Source organism: Methylocaldum sp. 14B (assembly GCF_002005105.1).
Taxonomy (GTDB): Bacteria; Pseudomonadota; Gammaproteobacteria; order Methylococcales; family Methylococcaceae; genus Methylocaldum.
The window spans coordinates 1-17,404 of sequence record NZ_MSCV01000053.1; the positions used below are offsets into that span (position 1 = coordinate 1).

General features: G+C 58.5%; 16 protein-coding genes. 11 read left to right on the top strand and 5 right to left on the bottom strand.

Annotated features, from left to right (window positions below; all coding sequences use genetic code 11):
- Positions 1-217: 217 nt before the first annotated feature.
- On the top strand, positions 218-1,279 hold the full coding sequence (gene lpxD / locus B2A78_RS24805; protein WP_077732733.1) for a UDP-3-O-(3-hydroxymyristoyl)glucosamine N-acyltransferase: 1,062 nt from the start codon (positions 218-220) through the stop codon (positions 1,277-1,279).
- Between the two features lies 1 nt (position 1,280).
- Entirely contained in the window at positions 1,281-2,048 is a 768-nt protein-coding gene (gene xth / locus B2A78_RS24810) for an exodeoxyribonuclease III (RefSeq protein ID WP_077732734.1), read from the top strand.
- 41 nt (positions 2,049-2,089) lie between these two features.
- Here the strand turns inward: xth and B2A78_RS24815 are convergent, their stop codons facing one another.
- From B2A78_RS24815 to B2A78_RS24830, 4 genes are read right to left on the bottom strand one after another with little or no spacing between them, the layout of a single operon-like run.
- The gene (locus B2A78_RS24815; RefSeq protein ID WP_077732735.1) at positions 2,090-2,410 is read right to left on the bottom strand and encodes a P-II family nitrogen regulator; all 321 of its coding nucleotides are present in this window, start codon (positions 2,408-2,410) and stop codon (positions 2,090-2,092) included.
- Between the two features lie 13 nt (positions 2,411-2,423).
- Positions 2,424-5,525, bottom strand: a complete 3,102-nt coding sequence (locus B2A78_RS24820; protein WP_077732736.1) for an efflux RND transporter permease subunit — start codon at positions 5,523-5,525, stop codon at positions 2,424-2,426.
- 3 nt (positions 5,526-5,528) lie between these two features.
- The gene (locus tag B2A78_RS24825; RefSeq protein WP_077732737.1) at positions 5,529-6,659 is read right to left on the bottom strand and encodes an efflux RND transporter periplasmic adaptor subunit; all 1,131 of its coding nucleotides are present in this window, start codon (positions 6,657-6,659) and stop codon (positions 5,529-5,531) included.
- Positions 6,656-7,909 (bottom strand): TolC family protein, encoded by a 1,254-nt coding sequence (locus tag B2A78_RS24830; protein ID WP_077732738.1) that lies wholly within the window; start codon positions 7,907-7,909, stop codon positions 6,656-6,658. The genes B2A78_RS24825 and B2A78_RS24830 overlap by 4 nt, the downstream gene beginning before the upstream one ends.
- 252 nt (positions 7,910-8,161) lie before the next feature.
- On the opposite strand from B2A78_RS24830, the gene B2A78_RS26240 reads away from it, so the two are divergent.
- Positions 8,162-8,341 (top strand): hypothetical protein, encoded by a 180-nt coding sequence (locus B2A78_RS26240; RefSeq protein WP_139841141.1) that lies wholly within the window; start codon positions 8,162-8,164, stop codon positions 8,339-8,341.
- 329 nt (positions 8,342-8,670) lie between these two features.
- Here B2A78_RS26240 and B2A78_RS24840 read toward each other — a convergent pair whose 3' ends face one another.
- The gene (locus tag B2A78_RS24840; protein WP_077732740.1) at positions 8,671-9,363 is read right to left on the bottom strand and encodes a ComF family protein; all 693 of its coding nucleotides are present in this window, start codon (positions 9,361-9,363) and stop codon (positions 8,671-8,673) included.
- A 74-nt stretch (positions 9,364-9,437) separates the two neighbouring features.
- On the opposite strand from B2A78_RS24840, the gene bioB reads away from it, so the two are divergent.
- The 8 genes from bioB to ctaD form a co-directional block, all read left to right on the top strand.
- Positions 9,438-10,454 (top strand): biotin synthase BioB, encoded by a 1,017-nt coding sequence (gene bioB / locus B2A78_RS24845; protein WP_077732741.1) that lies wholly within the window; start codon positions 9,438-9,440, stop codon positions 10,452-10,454.
- Positions 10,455-10,489: 35 nt separating this feature from the next.
- Positions 10,490-11,725, top strand: coding sequence for an 8-amino-7-oxononanoate synthase (bioF, locus tag B2A78_RS24850; RefSeq protein ID WP_077732742.1), 1,236 nt, complete (start codon positions 10,490-10,492; stop codon positions 11,723-11,725).
- A complete protein-coding gene (gene bioH, locus B2A78_RS24855; protein ID WP_077732743.1) occupies positions 11,722-12,528 on the top strand; it encodes a pimeloyl-ACP methyl ester esterase BioH in 807 nt (268 codons plus the stop codon). The genes bioF and bioH overlap by 4 nt, the downstream gene beginning before the upstream one ends.
- Complete coding sequence (gene bioC, locus B2A78_RS24860) at positions 12,515-13,360, top strand: malonyl-ACP O-methyltransferase BioC (RefSeq protein ID WP_240502678.1); 846 nt, start codon at positions 12,515-12,517, stop codon at positions 13,358-13,360. The genes bioH and bioC overlap by 14 nt, the downstream gene beginning before the upstream one ends.
- A complete protein-coding gene (gene bioD, locus B2A78_RS24865; protein ID WP_077732744.1) occupies positions 13,351-14,058 on the top strand; it encodes a dethiobiotin synthase in 708 nt (235 codons plus the stop codon). The genes bioC and bioD overlap by 10 nt, the downstream gene beginning before the upstream one ends.
- A 125-nt stretch (positions 14,059-14,183) precedes the next feature.
- Complete coding sequence (locus tag B2A78_RS24870; RefSeq protein WP_077732745.1) at positions 14,184-14,666, top strand: DUF2244 domain-containing protein; 483 nt, start codon at positions 14,184-14,186, stop codon at positions 14,664-14,666.
- 40 nt (positions 14,667-14,706) lie between these two features.
- Positions 14,707-15,828, top strand: coding sequence for a cytochrome c oxidase subunit II (gene coxB / locus B2A78_RS24875; protein WP_077732746.1), 1,122 nt, complete (start codon positions 14,707-14,709; stop codon positions 15,826-15,828).
- A gap of 29 nt (positions 15,829-15,857) precedes the next feature.
- A partial coding sequence (ctaD, locus tag B2A78_RS24880) for a cytochrome c oxidase subunit I (protein ID WP_077732748.1) occupies positions 15,858-17,404 on the top strand: 1,547 nt, incomplete at its 3' end.

A 17,404-nucleotide genomic window follows, 5' to 3' on the forward strand; every position in this document is an offset into this window, starting at 1 on the left:
TTAAGTGCATTGCGATACCACGAAAGGGGTTGCCCGCCTTTTTCCGGCTTCATATTATCCTAGAAAGGGCAATTGACCGCTTCGATGGGCTCGAAGAACTTCATGAGTCCCGGCTATTCCGGCTTTTATCCGCTTCGCCGCTTGGGTGAAGCTGCGGCTCACCCGATTGCCGTTTCTAGGATTATTCCCGTTCAATCTTAAATACTTGGATTTATCTATGAATTTACTCGCCTCGGAAGTATTTGAGCGTTTCAGGACTCAGGGTCTGATCGTCGACCACCGCGGACCTGATCAAGTCATCCGCCGCCTCGCGCCTGTCGACGATTGCGCGCCCGGGGACTTGGTGTTCGTAGATCATGTGAAATATCTGCCCCAAGTCCGTGAACTGAAGCCCGCCGCAGTAGTGACTACCGAGGCGATCGCCGCAGAATTGAGCGATGCCGGGGCGTCTCTGCTGATCGCACCGAATGTGCGCCTGGCCATCGCGCTGCTCAAGCAGACTTACGGCGACCGCGACGTGCGGGATGTCGAATGGCCCCGGATTCACCCTTCCGCGGTGATTCACGAGAGCGTCGCGGTGCCCGAGGATGCGGTGATCGGTCCCGGCGTGGTGCTAGGCGCCGAGGTCAGTCTCGGCCCCGGCGTAGTGATCATGGCGAATACGGTGGTGGAAAAGAAGGCGAAAATCGGGCGGGAGACGGTGATCCATCCGCGCTGCACCGTCGGCTACGAGTGCGAGATCGGTGCCAACGTCATCCTGAAGGCCGGCTGCGTGATCGGCTCGGAAGGTTTCGGGTTCGCCCAGGACGAGCGCCGTCGCAATTACCGCATTCCGCACACCGGCAAGGTTATCGTCGAGGACCGGGTAGTGATCGGCGCCAATACCAATATCGATCGCGCCACCTACGGAGCCACCATCATACGCTCAGGAGCCGTAATCGATGCCCTGTGCCATATCGGCCACAACGTCGAAATCGGCGAAGACTGCATTCTCTGCGCTCATACCGGCATTTCCGGGTCGACCCGGTTCGGGAAAAGGGTCATCGCTTCCGGCCAGACCGGAACCCTGGACCATATTACCGTGGCCGACGACGTCGTGCTGCTCCACCGCGCCGGGCTCCACAACAGCATCAAGCAGCCCGGCATGTACGCCGGCGGGCCCGCCCAGCCGTTACAGCAATATCTGAAAAACATGGCGGTTTTTCCGCGCTTGCACGAGATGTGGACGCGGTTGAAGAATCTGGAGAAAAAAATGGCTGACTTGGCGAAGGCTGAGTGATATGAAAATCGCCACTTGGAACGTCAACTCCCTGCGCGTACGTCTGCCCCACGTTTTGAACTGGCTCGGACGGGAACAGCCCGATGTGCTTGCCGTTCAAGAAACCAAGATGAGCGATCCGGAGTTTCCGGTCGCGGAACTGGCCGAGGCCGGCTATCGCTCGGTTTACAGCGGACAGAAAACCTATAACGGCGTTGCGGTGTTCAGCAAGCTCGATTGTTGCGATCCGGTCACCGATCCGACAGGCTTCGACGATCCTCAGCGGCGCATTCTTGCGGTTACTATCGGCGACTACCGGATCGTCAATCTTTACGTGCCGAACGGCGGGGAGGTGGGTTCGGACAAGTACGCCTACAAGCTGGACTGGCTGTCCAAGATGCGCGATTACCTGCGCCTCGAATTCGAGCGTCACCCGCGCTTGGTCGTTCTGGGCGATTTCAACATCGCGCCCGAGGATCGGGACGTCTATGATCCCGAGTCCTGGCGCGAGAGGATTCTCTGCAGCACGCCGGAGCGGGAGGCGTTTCGCGCCTTGCTCGATTTAGGGTTAATCGACGTTTTCCGGCGCTTCGATCAGGCCGAAAAGAGCTATACGTGGTGGGATTACCGTCTCAATGCGTTCCGTCGCAACATGGGGCTGCGGATCGATCATATTCTGGTCAGTGCCCTGCTGGCCGACGATTGCTTGGGCTGCCGCATCGATGTCGAGCCCAGAAAGCTCGAACGGCCGTCCGATCATGCCCCGGTGGTGGTAGAATTCCGGGCCTGACCGGAGGCGGCTCACTTAACGGGTGAAAACGTCGCCGGATTCTACTCGATCCGAATTCGCTCAAAGCTTCCGGTCTCCGTGATCCACAGAATCCCGTCGCCGCGTTTTCCGGTGCGGCAGTTTTCACGGATGATTTGGACGATCTCATCCACCTTGTCGTCCGGGGCGACGATTTCCACCCGAACCTTGGGCGAAAAATCGGTCAATTCTTCCCGAATGCCGTGGCTGACTTCCGGTTCCTCGTGCTGGCTGCAACCTTCCACCCGGCTCACAGTCATTCCCGGAAAGCCGCGCATCTGGCGGAATGCGTTTCTGAGCTTGCTCAGCCGCTGGGGCTGGATGATGGCTTTGATCTCTTTCATGGACTCTCCTCTTTCAAGCTTCGATGCGTTTTTCTTCGAACCATCGGTACAGGGTCGGCAGCACCACCAGGGTGAGCAGGGTCGAGGTGATCAATCCGCCGATCACCACGATCGCCAGCGGGCGCTGGACTTCGGAGCCGGGACCTGTGGCGAACAGGAAGGGCACCAGGCCGAGCATCGCGACCGTCGCGGTCATCATCACCGGCCGGAAGCGCTGCCTGCAGCCTTCGACGATAGCGTCCGCCTGGCACAGCCCATCTTCCCTCAGCCCTCGAATATAAGACACCAGCACCACCCCGTTCAGCACCGCAATGCCCCACAAGGTGATGAAGCCGACCGAGGCCGGGACCGAGAGGTACTCCCCGGTGAGAAACAGCGAGAAGATGCCGCCCATCGACGCGAACGGCAGCACCAGAATGATGAGGGCGGCGAAGCGTAAGGAGTTGAACAGCAAAAACAACAGAAAGAAGATCGCCGCGATGGTGATGGGGATAATCACCATCAGGCGGTGCATGGCCCGGTCGAGATTTTCGAATTGTCCGCCCCAGGTGACGTAATAGCCTTCCGGAAGCTTCACTTGCTCGGCGACGGCCTTTTGCAGTTCCGCGACGAAGCCGCCCAAATCGCGGCCCCTGACGTTCGCGCCGATCACCAGACGGCGCCGGGCAGTTTCGCGGCTGATCTGCGCCGGTCCGTCCACGACCTCGATGATGGCCAAATCTTCCAGCGGCACCAGGGCGCCATTGGGGGATTTCAGCAGTATTTGTCCGATGGCCTGCGGATTGTTTCTGAATTTTTCAGGAAACCGGACTACCGCCGAAAACCGCCGCTCGCCCTCGTAGATTTCGGTACTGACGCGGCCGCCGATGGCGGTCTCGATGATGTCGTTGATGTCGGCCACGTTGATGCCGTGGCGGGCGATGGCCTGGCGGTCGATATCGATGGTGAGATACTGCTGGCCGCTCACGCGTTCGACGCGGATGTCGGCGGCGCCTTCGATCGAGTTGAGCACCCTGATGATTTCATCGGCCTTTTGCTTCAGCACTTCCAGTTCGTCGCCGAACAGCTTGATGGCGATATCGGAGCGCACCCCGGTCACCATTTCGTCCACCCGGTCCGAGATCGGCTGCGCCATCACGATATTCACGCCCGGCAGCACCTTGAGCTTTTCGCGGATGGCGTCCATGACATCGTTCTGATCCCAGCCGTCCGGAAGCTGATCCTGGGGCTTGAGCGTCACGATAGGCGTGGATTCGTTTTCCGGCTGCGGATCGGTCGGGCTTTCGCTCCGTCCCAATTGTGAAACGGCTTTAGCCACCCCGGGCACTTCCATTGCCAGGCGCATGGCTTCGCTTTCGAGGCGGATCGACTCGTCCAGCGACATGCTCGGCACCCGATTGATGCCGGGTACGATGGAGCCTTCTTTCATCTCGGGAATGAAGGACGTTCCCAGGAACGGAAACAGCAAGAGGCTGCAGACCAGTAAAGCTAGGGCGCTCGCCACTACCTTCAAAGGATTGCCCAGGGCAAAGTGCAGCAGCTTGAGGTAGGGTCGCTTCATGAATGCGATGATGCGCGTGTCGTGATCCGCCCCGCCTTTGAGAAGGTAGGAGCACAGCACCGGCGACAGGGTGAGCGACACGATCAGCGAGATGAACAGGGCGATGGCGATGGTGTAGGCGAGCGGCGCGAACATCTTGCCTTCGAGCCCGGTCATCGTCATGAGCGGCAGGAACACCAGGCAGATGATGCCCACCCCGAACAGCACGGGCGTGCCCACCTCGGCGGCGGCGCGCAGAACGATCAAGCTGCGGCTTTCGCCGGTTTCTTTAGCCTCGCCCAAATGGTGAAAGGCGTTTTCCACGACTACCACCGAGCCGTCCACCATGATGCCGATGGCGATGGCGAGCCCGCCGAGGGACATCAAGTTGGCCGAGATTCCGTAGTGGTTCATCGCCATGAAGGTAACCAGCGGCGTGATGATCAGCGTCGCCACCACGATCAGGCTGGAGCGGATGTCGCCCAAGTACAGGAACAGCACGATCACCACCAGGAAAATGCCTTCCATCAGTACCTTGGTCACGGTGTGGATCGCCGCATCCACCAGGTCGGTGCGATCGTAGAACGGCACGATTTTAAGACCGTCCGGCAGCATCCCTTGTTCGTTGATTTCGTTGATCCGTTCCTTGACCCGGCCGACGATCTCCTTGGCGTTGCCGCCGCGTAGCTGCAGAACGATCCCGCCCACGGCTTCCGTGTAGCCGTTTTTGATCACGGCGCCGGAACGTACCGCATGACCGATGCGAACCTCGCTGACATCGTGGATATAGATAGGCGTGCCCTCGATTTCCTTGAGGACGATGTTGCCGATATCCTCGACATCGTGAATCAAGCCGACACCGCGGATGAGGTATTGTTCGGCGTATTGCGGCAATTTGCCGCCGCCGCTGTTGGCGTTGTTCAGGGCCAGCGCGGTGTAGACGTCTTTTAGCGTCAGGCCGTAATGGCGCAAGCGGTCTGGATTGGGAAGGACCTGATACTGACGCTCCAAGCCGCCGATCGAGTTGATTTCGGCGACGCCGGGGATGCCGCGGAGCAGTGGGCGGACTACCCAATCCTGTATGGTCCTGCGCTCGGTCAGTTCCTCCTCGGTCAGGGCGCGTTCGCCGTCGTCGGGCCGCTCCAGGGTGTATTGGTAGACTTCGCCCAGTCCTGAGGAAACCGGTCCGAGAACGGGCGTGACGCCTTCCGGCAAGCGTTCCGCCGCTTCGATCAGCCGTTCGAGCACCAGTTGCCGGGCGAAATAGACATCGGTTTCGTCGTTGAAGACCAGGACGATCTGCGACAGAGCATTGCGGTTCACCGAGCGCATCTCGACCAGGCCTGGAAGCCCCGTCATGGCGATTTCCAAAGGAACGGTCACGAATCGCTCGACTTCTTCCGCAGAGCTGCCGGGCACTTCGGCGGCCACTTGGACTTGGACGTTGGTCACGTCGGGAAAGGCGTCGATGGATAGGTTCTGCATGGCGTTGAAGCCGAACGCGACCAGGCACAACGCGATGATGACGACTACCAGTCGCTGCTTCAGGGCGGCGCGGATCAAGTTTTCGATCATGGCCTACTCCAGCTCTTTGCGGATACGTTCGTTGTTCAGATGGAACGCGCCATCGACGACTATCCGCTGTCCTTCGGTCAATCCCGCGATGACCCGGCGGAGTCCGCCCAGATCCGGGCCCAAGGATACCGGTGTCAATACGAACTGGTCTTCGGTCGCATGCACGAACACATAGTCCCGGTCGCCGGTTCTCACGACGGCTTTGGCCGGGATATTGAGCGAGGTGATTCGGGGCCGATGAATGACCATGGTCGCCAGCATTTCCGGTTTGATCTTGCGTTCCGGGTTTTCAAGCTCCATGCGCACGGTCACCGTGCGAGTCGATGGATTGACGATATCCGCCACGTAGATCACCTTGCCGGTGATTTTCTGTCCGGGCAGCGCCGGAATCTGCACCTCGGCCCGGCCTCCTATTTCGACCAGATAGGCTTTCTGCTCCGGTGCTTCGGCTACGACCCAGACTTCGGACAGATCGGCGATCGTGAACAAGTCATCGGCGGGCTGGACGATTTGGCCTATGGAAATCTCCCGCTCGATGACCGTTCCCGACAGCGTAGCCGTGACCGGGATCACCGAATCGATCTGGCCGCTGTTCGACAGGCGTTGAATGGCGTTCTCGCTCATGCCCATTACCGCCAGTTGGTCCGCGCTGGCGCGGACTTCCACCTCGACTTCCGTCAATTCGCTTTCCCGCTCGGTGAGCTCCGCACGGCTGATCACGTCGGCTTTCAGCAGCCGGCGCGCCCGGTCGACCGCCAGCCGGTGCAGGTTCATTTGCGTCTTGGCTTTCAAATATGCGGCCTGAGCGATGCTCAGCTCGGTGCTGTTGATGGTCGCCAAGCGCTCACCTTGGCGCACGTTTTGTCCAATGAAGGCCATTACGTTGGTCACCCGGCCGGTGACGCTCGGCCCGACGCGAGCCACTCGGTGCTCGTTCAATGTGACCCGGCCCGGCAAATGAAGGGTTTCGCCGATTTCCGTCGATGTGACAGGTTCGATTTTGAGTCGTTCAAGTAATGATGGGGGCGCCTTGACGGCAATCTCGGCGGTCGTCTCCGCATTTTGGAGCTCCTGCTGTCCGAAGACGGGCCAGACGCCAAGTGCAAGCAACGCAAAAAATATGGGTTTTTTCATAACGGCTGATCCTGATAGTCCTGAGCCCGAAGCCGCTCGATTTCGAGCAGCGCGGCGTTCTTATCGAACAAGGCGTTGATGTAGTCGACGCGTACCGCTTGAAATGTGCGCTGGGCATCCAAATAATCGAGAATGCCTCTTTCGCCGAGGCGGTAGGCGGCTTCGGCGACTTTCAGTGCCGATTCGGCTTCGCGCAGCAGGCCGGATTCGAAGGTCTCGATTTGCTGACTGGCGATGCGGAAGGCGGTAATCGCGGTGTCCAGTTCGTATACGAGGCTCAGTTGCTGCTGATTCGCTAGGGCGTCCGCCCGCGCCCGGTCGGCGGCGGCGCGGGCGATGGGGCCTTGCCGCTGATTCCACAGAGGAAGCGGCACGATGAGGTCCACCCGCCATTGCTCCAGGTGGGGCTCACGATAGACGCCGGCTTTTATGGTGGGTTGGGGATAGCGCAGAGCCTGTTCCAGTTCGAGCTGGGACTTGGCCCGGTCGACTTCCGCGCGCGCCTGAACTAGGGCCGGGTGATTTTGCAAGACGCTATCCCGGAGTTTATCGAGGTCGGGGGGAGGAATTTCGGACGGCAGTTCGCCGACGATTTCTATCTTGGGAGGCAATGCGCCGCCGATAAAGGCGCGCAGGGCGGTTTTTGCCTGTTCTACGCGCAAGGCGGCGCTTTCCCGGTTTTTGGTGGCTCCCAGCTGTTCCGCTTCCGCCTTGACCAGTTCGTAGCGGGAGGATTCACCGACCTCGACGCGCAACCTGATCTTATCGCGTATGGATTCGAGGAGCTCCCGATTGGCTTCCGTCATACGAAGCAGCTCCTGCTGCCGCAGCACGTTATAGAACGCCTGCTTGACCCGGGTCAGCACATTGAGGCTGACAACGCGGTAGGATGCGCTGGCCGCTTCCACGCCGGCTTCGCCGGCTTCCCGGCGAGGGCGGCGGACATACGGGAGTTCGATGGGTTGAGCGATATCGACGCCGCCCAGAGCTCCCCTCAAGACCCCCGCATCCCGCGCTACCGATTCTCCGGCTCCCATTTGAATCTCGGGGTTGGGATAAGCCTTGGCGGTGATCAGATCGCCTTCCGCTCCCTGGACTTGGGCGCGGGCAGCGACGAGTTCGGGATTGTTTTTGAGGGTCAGGTCAAGTATTTGGCTCAGAGTCAGTGGCTCGCTGGCCACAGCCGGACCGAGCATGGCCAAGGCCAGCGATCCCCATAGACAAAGCGATTGCCGTCGGTGCAGAAACATTCATGTCCTCAAGCTTCTAAGTTTGGAACAGGCGCGATCACACGGCGGATCGGAGCCGCTGTGCTCGCTTCGGCGGCCGATCAATGCCTGCCGCCGATCAAAACAGAAGATGATGAATCAGAGTCGGCGCGGAGGTGGGACTGTCGGTTTGGAAATCCAGCCCGTCGTTACGTTCTCGCTGGCCGCGAGAATCTTCGCAAGAGGACGCGACAACGGATAACAGTAAAAAGGGAGCAGGTAACGGTCGGGGTCATGATCGTCGTCGTCGTCGGCGCACGTCTGATGTTTGGCGGATGGTACGCGATCTTTATGAGGATCGGACTTATTGCTTTCCTGTGCGACGGATTCTGCGGCAGCGGGTGCCAAATGAGGAAAATCGACAAGGAATTGGAAGCGGGAAATCAGAATGAGCGCGCAGAAAAAGGCGATTAGTACGACTAAGCCGATACGTTCCTTGGGAAAGGATGAATCGATTGTTGTGGATACCCAAGGCTGCATTATTTCTCGAACAAAATGACAGATCGGCCAGTGCAAAAGCGGATGTTATAACTCCGGAATTCTACCCATCGTTCCCATGGTTTACAAACCAAGAGCTTTTAATAATGTGTTCCACAAAACGGTGAAGCCTTGTAAGCACCAAGAATTTGGGGAAGCGTATCGGCTCATGCCAAAACCTCAATCCAAGAGAGCGAAGCGCAGCATGTTTGTGGTGCTTCAAACTAAGGAGATTGTTTTTTAAGGAAAATTATTCAAACCTCAGGTCAAGCCCGCGCACACGCCCAAACATCGACTCTAGCAACACCTGCCCGGCGTAACGCCCCGGCAAGCTCCTTCGCCGTTGCACCGGTGGTGATGACATCATCCAAAATGGCTACGTGCCGATGCTCGATCGGCGTTTCAACCGCGAAGGCGTTGCGCAGGTTCTTGCGGCGCTGTTTGGCGGGAAGTTCTGCTTGGGCGGCGGTCGCGCAGATGCGGCGGCAGCTGTGGAGATCGAGCGGAATGTCCAAGCGGCGCGAAACCGTACGTGCGATCTCGATGGCCTGGTTGAATCCCCGTTGGCGGTACCGGCTAGGATGGAGCGGAACCGGCATGATGGCGCAGGGCGTTTCTTTCAGTGCCGCCAGTTTTTCCGCCATTAGAATGCCCAAGAGCCGCCCGCAAGGATAACGGGCGCCGAATTTCAGCGAATGAATCAGGTGGCGGACGGGCTCCTCGTAACGAAACACGGCGAATGCCGAGTGGAAAACCGGGGGCTTTTTCTGACAGCTTCCGCAGAGGTGCGGCACGGGGGACTCGATGGGAATGGCGCAGCGCGGGCATGCCATGATGTTGTAAGGCAAAGATTGCCGGCAGCCCCGGCAAAGATCGATGCCATTGCCGCCCGGATCGCCGCATAACAAACAGGTGGGTGGATACAGCCAATTCTGTATAATGTTTGGCCACTTGTTCACGTTTTTCCGTTTTTGAAGTTGACAGCGTTCAGTCGCCGGTTCCGGCCATAGTTCAAGTCTTTCCCGGAGTAGCCATGAAAATAGCAGAAGAGTTCCAGTTGAATGCAGCGGCCCAAGCGTATTTTTCGGATAGTCCGCTGCGTCACGACTGGCGATTGGATGAGGTCGAGGCATTGTTTGCTTTGCCGTTCAACGATCTCGTCTATCGGGCGCAAACCGTTCACCGGCAACATTTCGATCCGAACGAGGTTCAGGTCAGCAGTCTCCTGAGCATCAAAACCGGCGCTTGTTCGGAGGACTGCGCCTACTGTCCGCAGAGCGCCCGTTACGATACGGATTTGAAGCGCGAAGATTTGATGCCTTTGGACGAGGTGCTGAACGCGGCGCGCGTGGCCAAAGACCAGGGCGCAACCCGGTTTTGCATGGGGGCGGCCTGGCGTAGTCCGAAAGACCGCGACGTCGAGCGGGTTTGCGAGATGATCGAGGGCGTGAAAGCTTTGGGACTGGAAACCTGCGTCACTCTGGGCATGCTCACGGACGGCCAGACGCAGCGGCTGAAAGAGTCCGGGCTCGACTATTACAACCACAATCTGGACACCTCGGAAGAGTATTACTCCAAGATCATTACAACCCGCACCTATCAGGACCGTCTCGATACGCTGGAGCGCGTACGCGATGCCGGGATCAACGTGTGCTGCGGCGGAATCGTCGGAATGGGGGAGAGCGACCGGGACCGCGCAGGGCTGCTTCTCGAATTGGCGAATCTGCCGAAACATCCCGAGAGCGTGCCCATCAACATGCTGGTTCAGGTGGAGGGCACGCCCTTGGCCGGGGCGTCCAGACTGGATTCTTTCGTTTTCGTGAGGACGGTCGCCGTGGCGCGCATCCTCATGCCGAAATCGCGGGTGCGTTTGTCCGCCGGGCGTACGGATATGAGCGATGAAATCCAAGCGCTGTGTTTCCTCGCCGGCGCCAACTCCATTTTCTACGGCGAAAAGCTTTTGACGACGGAAAATCCGACCGTCGAGAACGATAAGCGGCTTTTCCGGCGCCTCGGGATTCGGATGTCCGGATGCGTCGATCACGCTTGAGCGTTTTTCCGAAAGCTCGGAATTGCTGAAAGTACATGTGGCGTAACTGGCTGCGCGGTCAGCTCGACGAGATCGAAAAGCGGGGGCTCTACCGTCGGCGCCAGGTCGTCGAAGGGCCTCAGGGCGCCGAAGTCACCGTCGACGGACGGCGTGTGGTCAACTTTTGCAGCAACGACTATCTTGGGCTCGCGAACCATCCGGCCGTCGTCGCAGCGTTCCGGCAGGGAGCCGAGCGCTATGGCGTCGGGGCCGGCGCGGCTCACCTGGTCTGTGGTCACGGTCGCGCTCATCATGCATTGGAGGAAGAACTGGCCGAATTTACCGGCAGGGAACGCGCCTTGCTGTTTTCCACCGGCTACATGGCCAATCTCGGTGTGATTTCCGCTTTAGCGGGGCGCGGCGATGAGGTTTTCGAGGATCGCCTCAATCATGCCTCGTTGCTCGACGCTGCGCTGCTTTCGGGCGCCCGGCTCAAGCGTTATCCCCATTCCGATCCTGCGGCCCTGAAGCGCGAGCTGGAGCTCTCCGTCGGAAAACAATGTCTCATAGCGAGCGACGGAGTATTCAGCATGGATGGCGATCTCGCTCCGCTTCCCGCTTTGGCGGCGTTGGCCCGGCAACGGCGCGCTTTGCTGATGATCGACGATGCCCACGGTCTCGGGGTGACAGGCGACGGCGGGCGCGGCAGCCTGGCTCGGTTCGGTCTGACCCAGGATGACGTGCCGGTGCTCGTCGGCACTCTCGGAAAGGCATTCGGCACCTTCGGCGCATTCGTCGCGGGCAGTGCCGATCTTATCGAGTTTCTGATCCAGCGCGGCCGTACCTATATTTACACGACGGCCATGCCTCAAGCCGTGGCCGAAGCGACCCGGGCCAGCCTGCGCCTGATTCGGGAAGAATCCTGGCGGCGGGACAGAGTGAATGGTCTGGTACATCGCTTCCGCACCGGGGCTGCGCAGATAGGGCTGCGTCTCATGGAATCCGATACCCCGATTCAGCCGATCGTGGTAGGCGACAATCAAAGCGCTGTGCGAGCGAGCGAGGTCTTGCTGTCCGCCGGCTTCCTGGCCGCCGCCATTCGGCCGCCGACCGTTCCGGCCGGTACGGCGCGCTTGCGTTTCACATTTACCGCCGAGCATACCGAGGCTCAGGTGGACCGGCTTTTGGGGGCGCTGGCCGATCTGCCGCTTGAAACATTCGGCAGTAACGGGGGTGAGGATCGTAGTATGACCAACGAGGCCCTCCCGTCTCCCGCAGGTCATTCGGGATGAGAAAGCGAGATCTGTTGTACCGGGAAACTTTCGGTCAAGGGCCGGATCTCGTTATGGTGCATGGCTGGGGAATGCACAGCGGTATTTGGCGGGATTTTGCGGAGATGCTGGCCGCCAAGGCTCGGGTCACTTTGGTCGACCTTCCGGGGCATGGGCGCAGCGAAAGCATCGCCGACTTTTCCATCGATCATCTTGCCGATGCCTTGATGGAGACCGCGCCGGAGCGTGCCCACTGGCTGGGCTGGTCGCTGGGAGCTTTGCCCGTGCTGCACATTGCGGATCAATGCCCGACCCGCGCGAAAAGCATCATCGTCGTGGCCGGAAGTGCGCGTTTCGTGGCCGACTCGAAGAACCGCGGAGCGGAAAACGATTGGCCGGGCGTCGATCCCGCGCTGCTCGCGGAGTTTGCTTCAGCCTTGGAAGAGGATTATGAAGGCACGATCCGGCATTTTCTCGGGCTTCAAATCTTCGGCATGGAGAACGCGAGGCTACTGGTCAAGGAGTTGGCGGCGAAAGTGGCGGAATGCGATCCCCCCGATGGGGCGGCGCTGCACAGCGGGTTGAATTTGCTGCGGCAGGCCGATTTGCGCGAAGTCTTGCGTCGATCAATCGTTCCCAGCTTGATTATTCTGGGGGCGCGGGACCGATTGGTTCCCAAGTCCGCCGGGGCGTCGATGCAAGCGCTGAACCCTCGAAGCGAATTGCATGTGATCGATGGGGCGGCCCATCTGCCGTTTCTCACGCATCCCGCGGAGACCGCCTCGTTCATTACGGATTTCGTCGCAAGACATGATGGCTGTTGAATCTTTGCCAACCAGCGAATGCGGCTCCGACGGCCGTCCCGATAAGCGGTTGATCGGTCGTTCTTTTGGCGCAGCCGCGGAACGTTATGACGGACTCGCTGAATTGCAGCGCAGGGTAGGCGAGAAGCTGCTGTCCCGTTTGGCGGGTATGAGCCTCGCTCCGGAGAGAATCGTGGATGCTGGTTCCGGAACCGGGTATTTGGCGACACGGCTGATTGAGCTGTATCCAAAGGCGGACCTCGTGGCTTTGGATATCGCTGAAGGCATGCTGCGTTTCGCCAAGTCGCGGTATGGCGAGTCGGGGGCCGGACGGTTGGTATGCGGCGATGCCGAGGCAATGCCATTTCGGGACCGTTCGATCGACCTGGTTTTTTCCAATGTGGCGATTCAATGGTGTTCCGGCCTCGACTCCGTATTTCGCGAAATCGGGCGCGTCTTGAGGCCGGGCGGTATCGCTCTTTTCAGCACGTTTGGTGCCGAGACACTGATGGAGCTTCGGTCCGCATGGGCATCGGTCGACGATTACTCCCACGTCAATCGGTTCGGCGATTCTGCGGCGGTGAGGTCGGCCCTGCGAGAGGCGGGATTCCAGGAAATCGATGTCGCCGCCGAGGTCCATAGGCTGGAGTACGGCTCGGTTTATGAACTGATGCGAGAATTGAAGGGCCTTGGCGCTCATAATGTAACGCTAGACAGACCGCGCCATTTAACCGGCAAGGGCGCGTTGCGGCGCATGATCGCGGCCTATGAACGGCAATCGGGCGGCAGTGGTCTGGAGGCCACCTTCGAGGTCGTTTATGGGTGTGCCAGAGGTCCCGCGAAATGTCGTTGAAGGCGCGCGGTATCTTCGTGACGGGTACCGACACCGGTGTCGGCAAGACAATCATAAGCTTGGGGTTGATGCGGCTGTTACAGGACACGGGACTGAAAGTGGCGGCCATGAAGCCGGTGGCGACCGGAGCATTTTGGCAGGATGGACGGTTGGTCAACGAGGATGCCTTGTCGCTTCAGGCGAATGCGTCGATTCGGCCGGACTACAATCAGGTCAATCCATTCGTTTTCGAACTCCCGGTTTCGCCCCATATCGCCGCCAGGAAGGCGGGCCGAGAAATCGACTTTCAGCGTATTCTGCAGGTCTACGAGGAATTGGCCGGGTCCGCCGACTACGTGGTGGTGGAAGGTGTCGGCGGCTGGGAGGTGCCTTTGAACGAGCGGCAACGGGTGGCCGATCTAGTCAGGGTGCTCGACCTCCCTGTGTTGCTTGTGGTGGGTTTGCGTCTCGGTTGTCTGAATCATGCTTTGCTGACCCAGTGTGCGATCGAAAATGCCGGCGCGAATTGTATAGGCTGGATTGCCAACCAAATCGAACCGGATTTTTTATTGTCTACCGAAAATATCGAGACCTTGGATCATTCGCTCGATTGGCCGTTGCTGGCCGTCGTGCCGTTTAATAGTGAGAAAGAGTTTGTTGCGCGGGATATTTTCCCTACTGTGGTAAAGGATAAAATCTTGCATGCGCTGTATTCATAAGTTACAGTCTCGCGGCTTAAGCTGCGCTAGCTGCAGGCCGGTTTTCTCAGGTGTTTTTGGTTCTGTTTGGGCCCGGACTCGAGTTGGTGTCCGACTCATGAATCGTGCCGAGGTCGGAAGTTCGAATGATCGAGTCAGAACGGGATGCTAGGCCTGGCAGCCAACGATTCGTACTGACGCCGAATGCGTCCCTAAACGGTCGTCAAGCATCGTTTCTGATGCTCGGAATCGCCTTGGTGATGGCGGTTATCGCAGGGAGCTTTGCATCGATGGGTGCGTGGCTCGTGTTGCCATTTTCCGGGGCGGAATGGGTTCTATTGGCCTATTGCTTCAGGCTTGGTCTGAGAAACTGTAGGATGCGCGAAGTCATTACGGTCACGGAGACCTTGGTTCAGTTGGAGCGAGGTTATGGCACACCGGAGCAGATCTACCGATTTCAGCGCGCATGGGTTGCGCTCGATTGGACTGAATCGCCGATAAAAGGGTACCCAAGCCGTTTGTCGTTTCGCTCCCATGGAAAGGAAATTGAAATCGGCCGATTTTTGGCCGAGCCCGAGCGCGCGGCGCTCGCGAGCGAATTGCGAAAGATTTTGTTTGATAGCAAATGATTAGACACAAAGCATTTCTATAGACTGAGGAGAGGGCTCCGTGAATAAGATAAGACGACTGCTTGCTGGGTTGGGGTTAGTGTTATGGGGGGAAGCGCACGCCGACTATGCACTTAACATGACGCCGGGCGTCACCGAGGTCAGCCGCGATATCCACGATTTACACATGTTGATTCTGTGGATTTGCGTAGTGATCGGCGTAGGCGTGTACGGCCTCATGATTTACTCGATCATGCATCACCGGAAATCCAAAGGAGTGGTGCCGGCGCAGTTTCACGAAAATACAAAACTCGAAATCGTTTGGACGGTTATTCCTTTCCTCATTCTTTTGGGCATGGCTATCCCGGCAACCAGCGTGATGGTCAAGGCTTATGACACCAGTGGAGCGGACATGACCGTCAAGGTCACCGGCTATCAGTGGAAGTGGCGCTATGAATATCTCGACGAAGGCATCGATTTCTTCAGTACCTTGGATGCCAAAAGCAATGAAGCCCGCCAATTGGGTGCCAATATCGATCCCGCCTCAATCCCTAATTATCTGCTGAACGTCGATAATCCTTTGGTGGTCCCGGTCAACAAAAAGATACGGTTTCTGTTCACGGGCGCCGACGTGATCCACTCCTGGTGGGTACCTGACCTCGGCTGGAAGAAAGATACCATTCCAGGCTTCGTGACCGACGCTTGGGCGAAGATCGAGAAACCGGGCATTTACCGCGGGCAGTGCGCGGAACTTTGCGGCCGCGATCATGGCTTCATGCCTATTGTCGTAATCGCCAAGACCAACGAGGAATATAAACAATGGGTTGCCGAGCAGAAGACTAAGGCTGAAGTAGTCAAGGCCGAAGCGACCAAGGCTTTCACCATGGATGAGCTGATGGCGAAAGGGAAGGAGGTTTATAACTCCAGTTGCGCGGGTTGCCATCAGGCCAATGGCGAAGGCATCCCGGGAACTTTCCCGGCGATCAAGGACAGTCCGGTTGCGACCGGCTCGATGGATGAACACCTTAACGTCGTACTGAAAGGCAAGGGAGACATGATGCCTGCATTCGACGATTCGCTCAATCCGGTGGAAGTCGCCGCCGTAGTGACTTATCAGCGGAACGCCTTCGGCAATAACAAGGGCGACATGGTTCAGCCGTCCGAAATCAAGTCGCAACATTAATCGATTAACAGTAGATGAGGTGAAGTGCTATGTCATCAGCAGTGGCAACTCATGATGAGCATCATGACCATGGCCCCGCCAAAGGGATCATGAGATGGGTGTTCACTACCAACCATAAGGATATCGGAACCTTATACATGACCACCGCCCTGATCATGTTCCTGGTCGGAGGCGCTATGGCACTGGTCATTCGTGCCGAACTGTTCGCACCCGGCATGCAGTTCGTGGATCCGATGTTCTTTAACCAAATGACCACATTGCACGCCCTGGTCATGGTGTTTGGCGCGGTCATGCCGGCTTTTGCAGGCTTGGCAAACTGGATGATCCCGATCATGATCGGTTCGCCGGATATGGCTTTGCCCCGGTTGAACAACTGGAGTTTCTGGCTTCTGCCTTTCGCCTTGCTGCTCCTCGCGAGCACGCTGTTCATGGAGGGCGGTGCGCCGGCAGCCGGGTGGACGCTCTATCCGCCTCTGGTTCTCCAAGGCGGCGCGCATCTGCCGTTTGCCATCTTTTCGGTCCACTTGCTGGGTATCTCGTCGATCATGGCGGCGATCAACATCATCGTCACCGTGTTCAATATGCGCGCGCCCGGCATGACGCTGATGAAGATGCCGTTGTTCGTGTGGACCTGGGTCATCACCGCATTCCTCTTGATCGCCGTCATGCCGGTGTTCGCAGGCGCGGTGACCATGCTCCTGACCGACAAGTTCTTCGGCACGAGCTTCTTTAATGCAGCCGGTGGCGGCGACCCAGTGCTTTATCAGCACTTGTTCTGGTTCTTCGGGCATCCCGAGGTTTACATCATGATTCTGCCCTCGTTCGGGGTGATTTCCATGATTATCCCGACGTTTGCGCGCAAGCCGCTGTTCGGTTACAGCTCGATGGTTTATGCCACGGCTTCGATCGGGCTCCTGTCTTTCGTCGTCTGGGCGCATCACCAGTATACCGTCGGCATGCCGCTTGCCGGGGAGCTGTATTTCACCTACGCCACGATGTTGATCGCCGTGCCCACCGGGGTGAAGGTGTTCAACTGGGTCTCCACGATGTGGAAAGGCGCGATGACCTTCGAAACGCCGATGCTATTCGCCATCGCTTTCGTGGTCCTGTTCACGATGGGAGGCTTCACTGGGCTGATGATGGCTATTTCGCCTGCCGACCTCCAGTACCATGACACTTACTTCATCGTCGCCCACTTCCACTATGTGTTGGTGCCCGGTGCGGTATTCGCGCTCTTCGCGGCGACCTATTACTGGCTGCCCAAGTGGACCGGCCACATGTATGACGAGCGTTTGGGCAAGCTACATTTCTGGCTGTCGACCATCTCGGTCAATCTGTTGTTCTTCCCGCAGCACTTTTTGGGACTGGCCGGCATGCCGCGCCGGATTCCGGATTACGCGACCCAGTTTGCGGAATTCAATGCTTGGTCGAGTGTCGGTGCCTTCGTTTTCGGTTTCTCGCAACTGATTTTCGTTTACGTGATCATCAAGGCCATCCGCGGCGGCGAGAAAGCGACCGACGAAGTTTGGGAAGGCGCGCACGAGCACGGTCTGGAATGGACTTTGCCGTCTCCGCC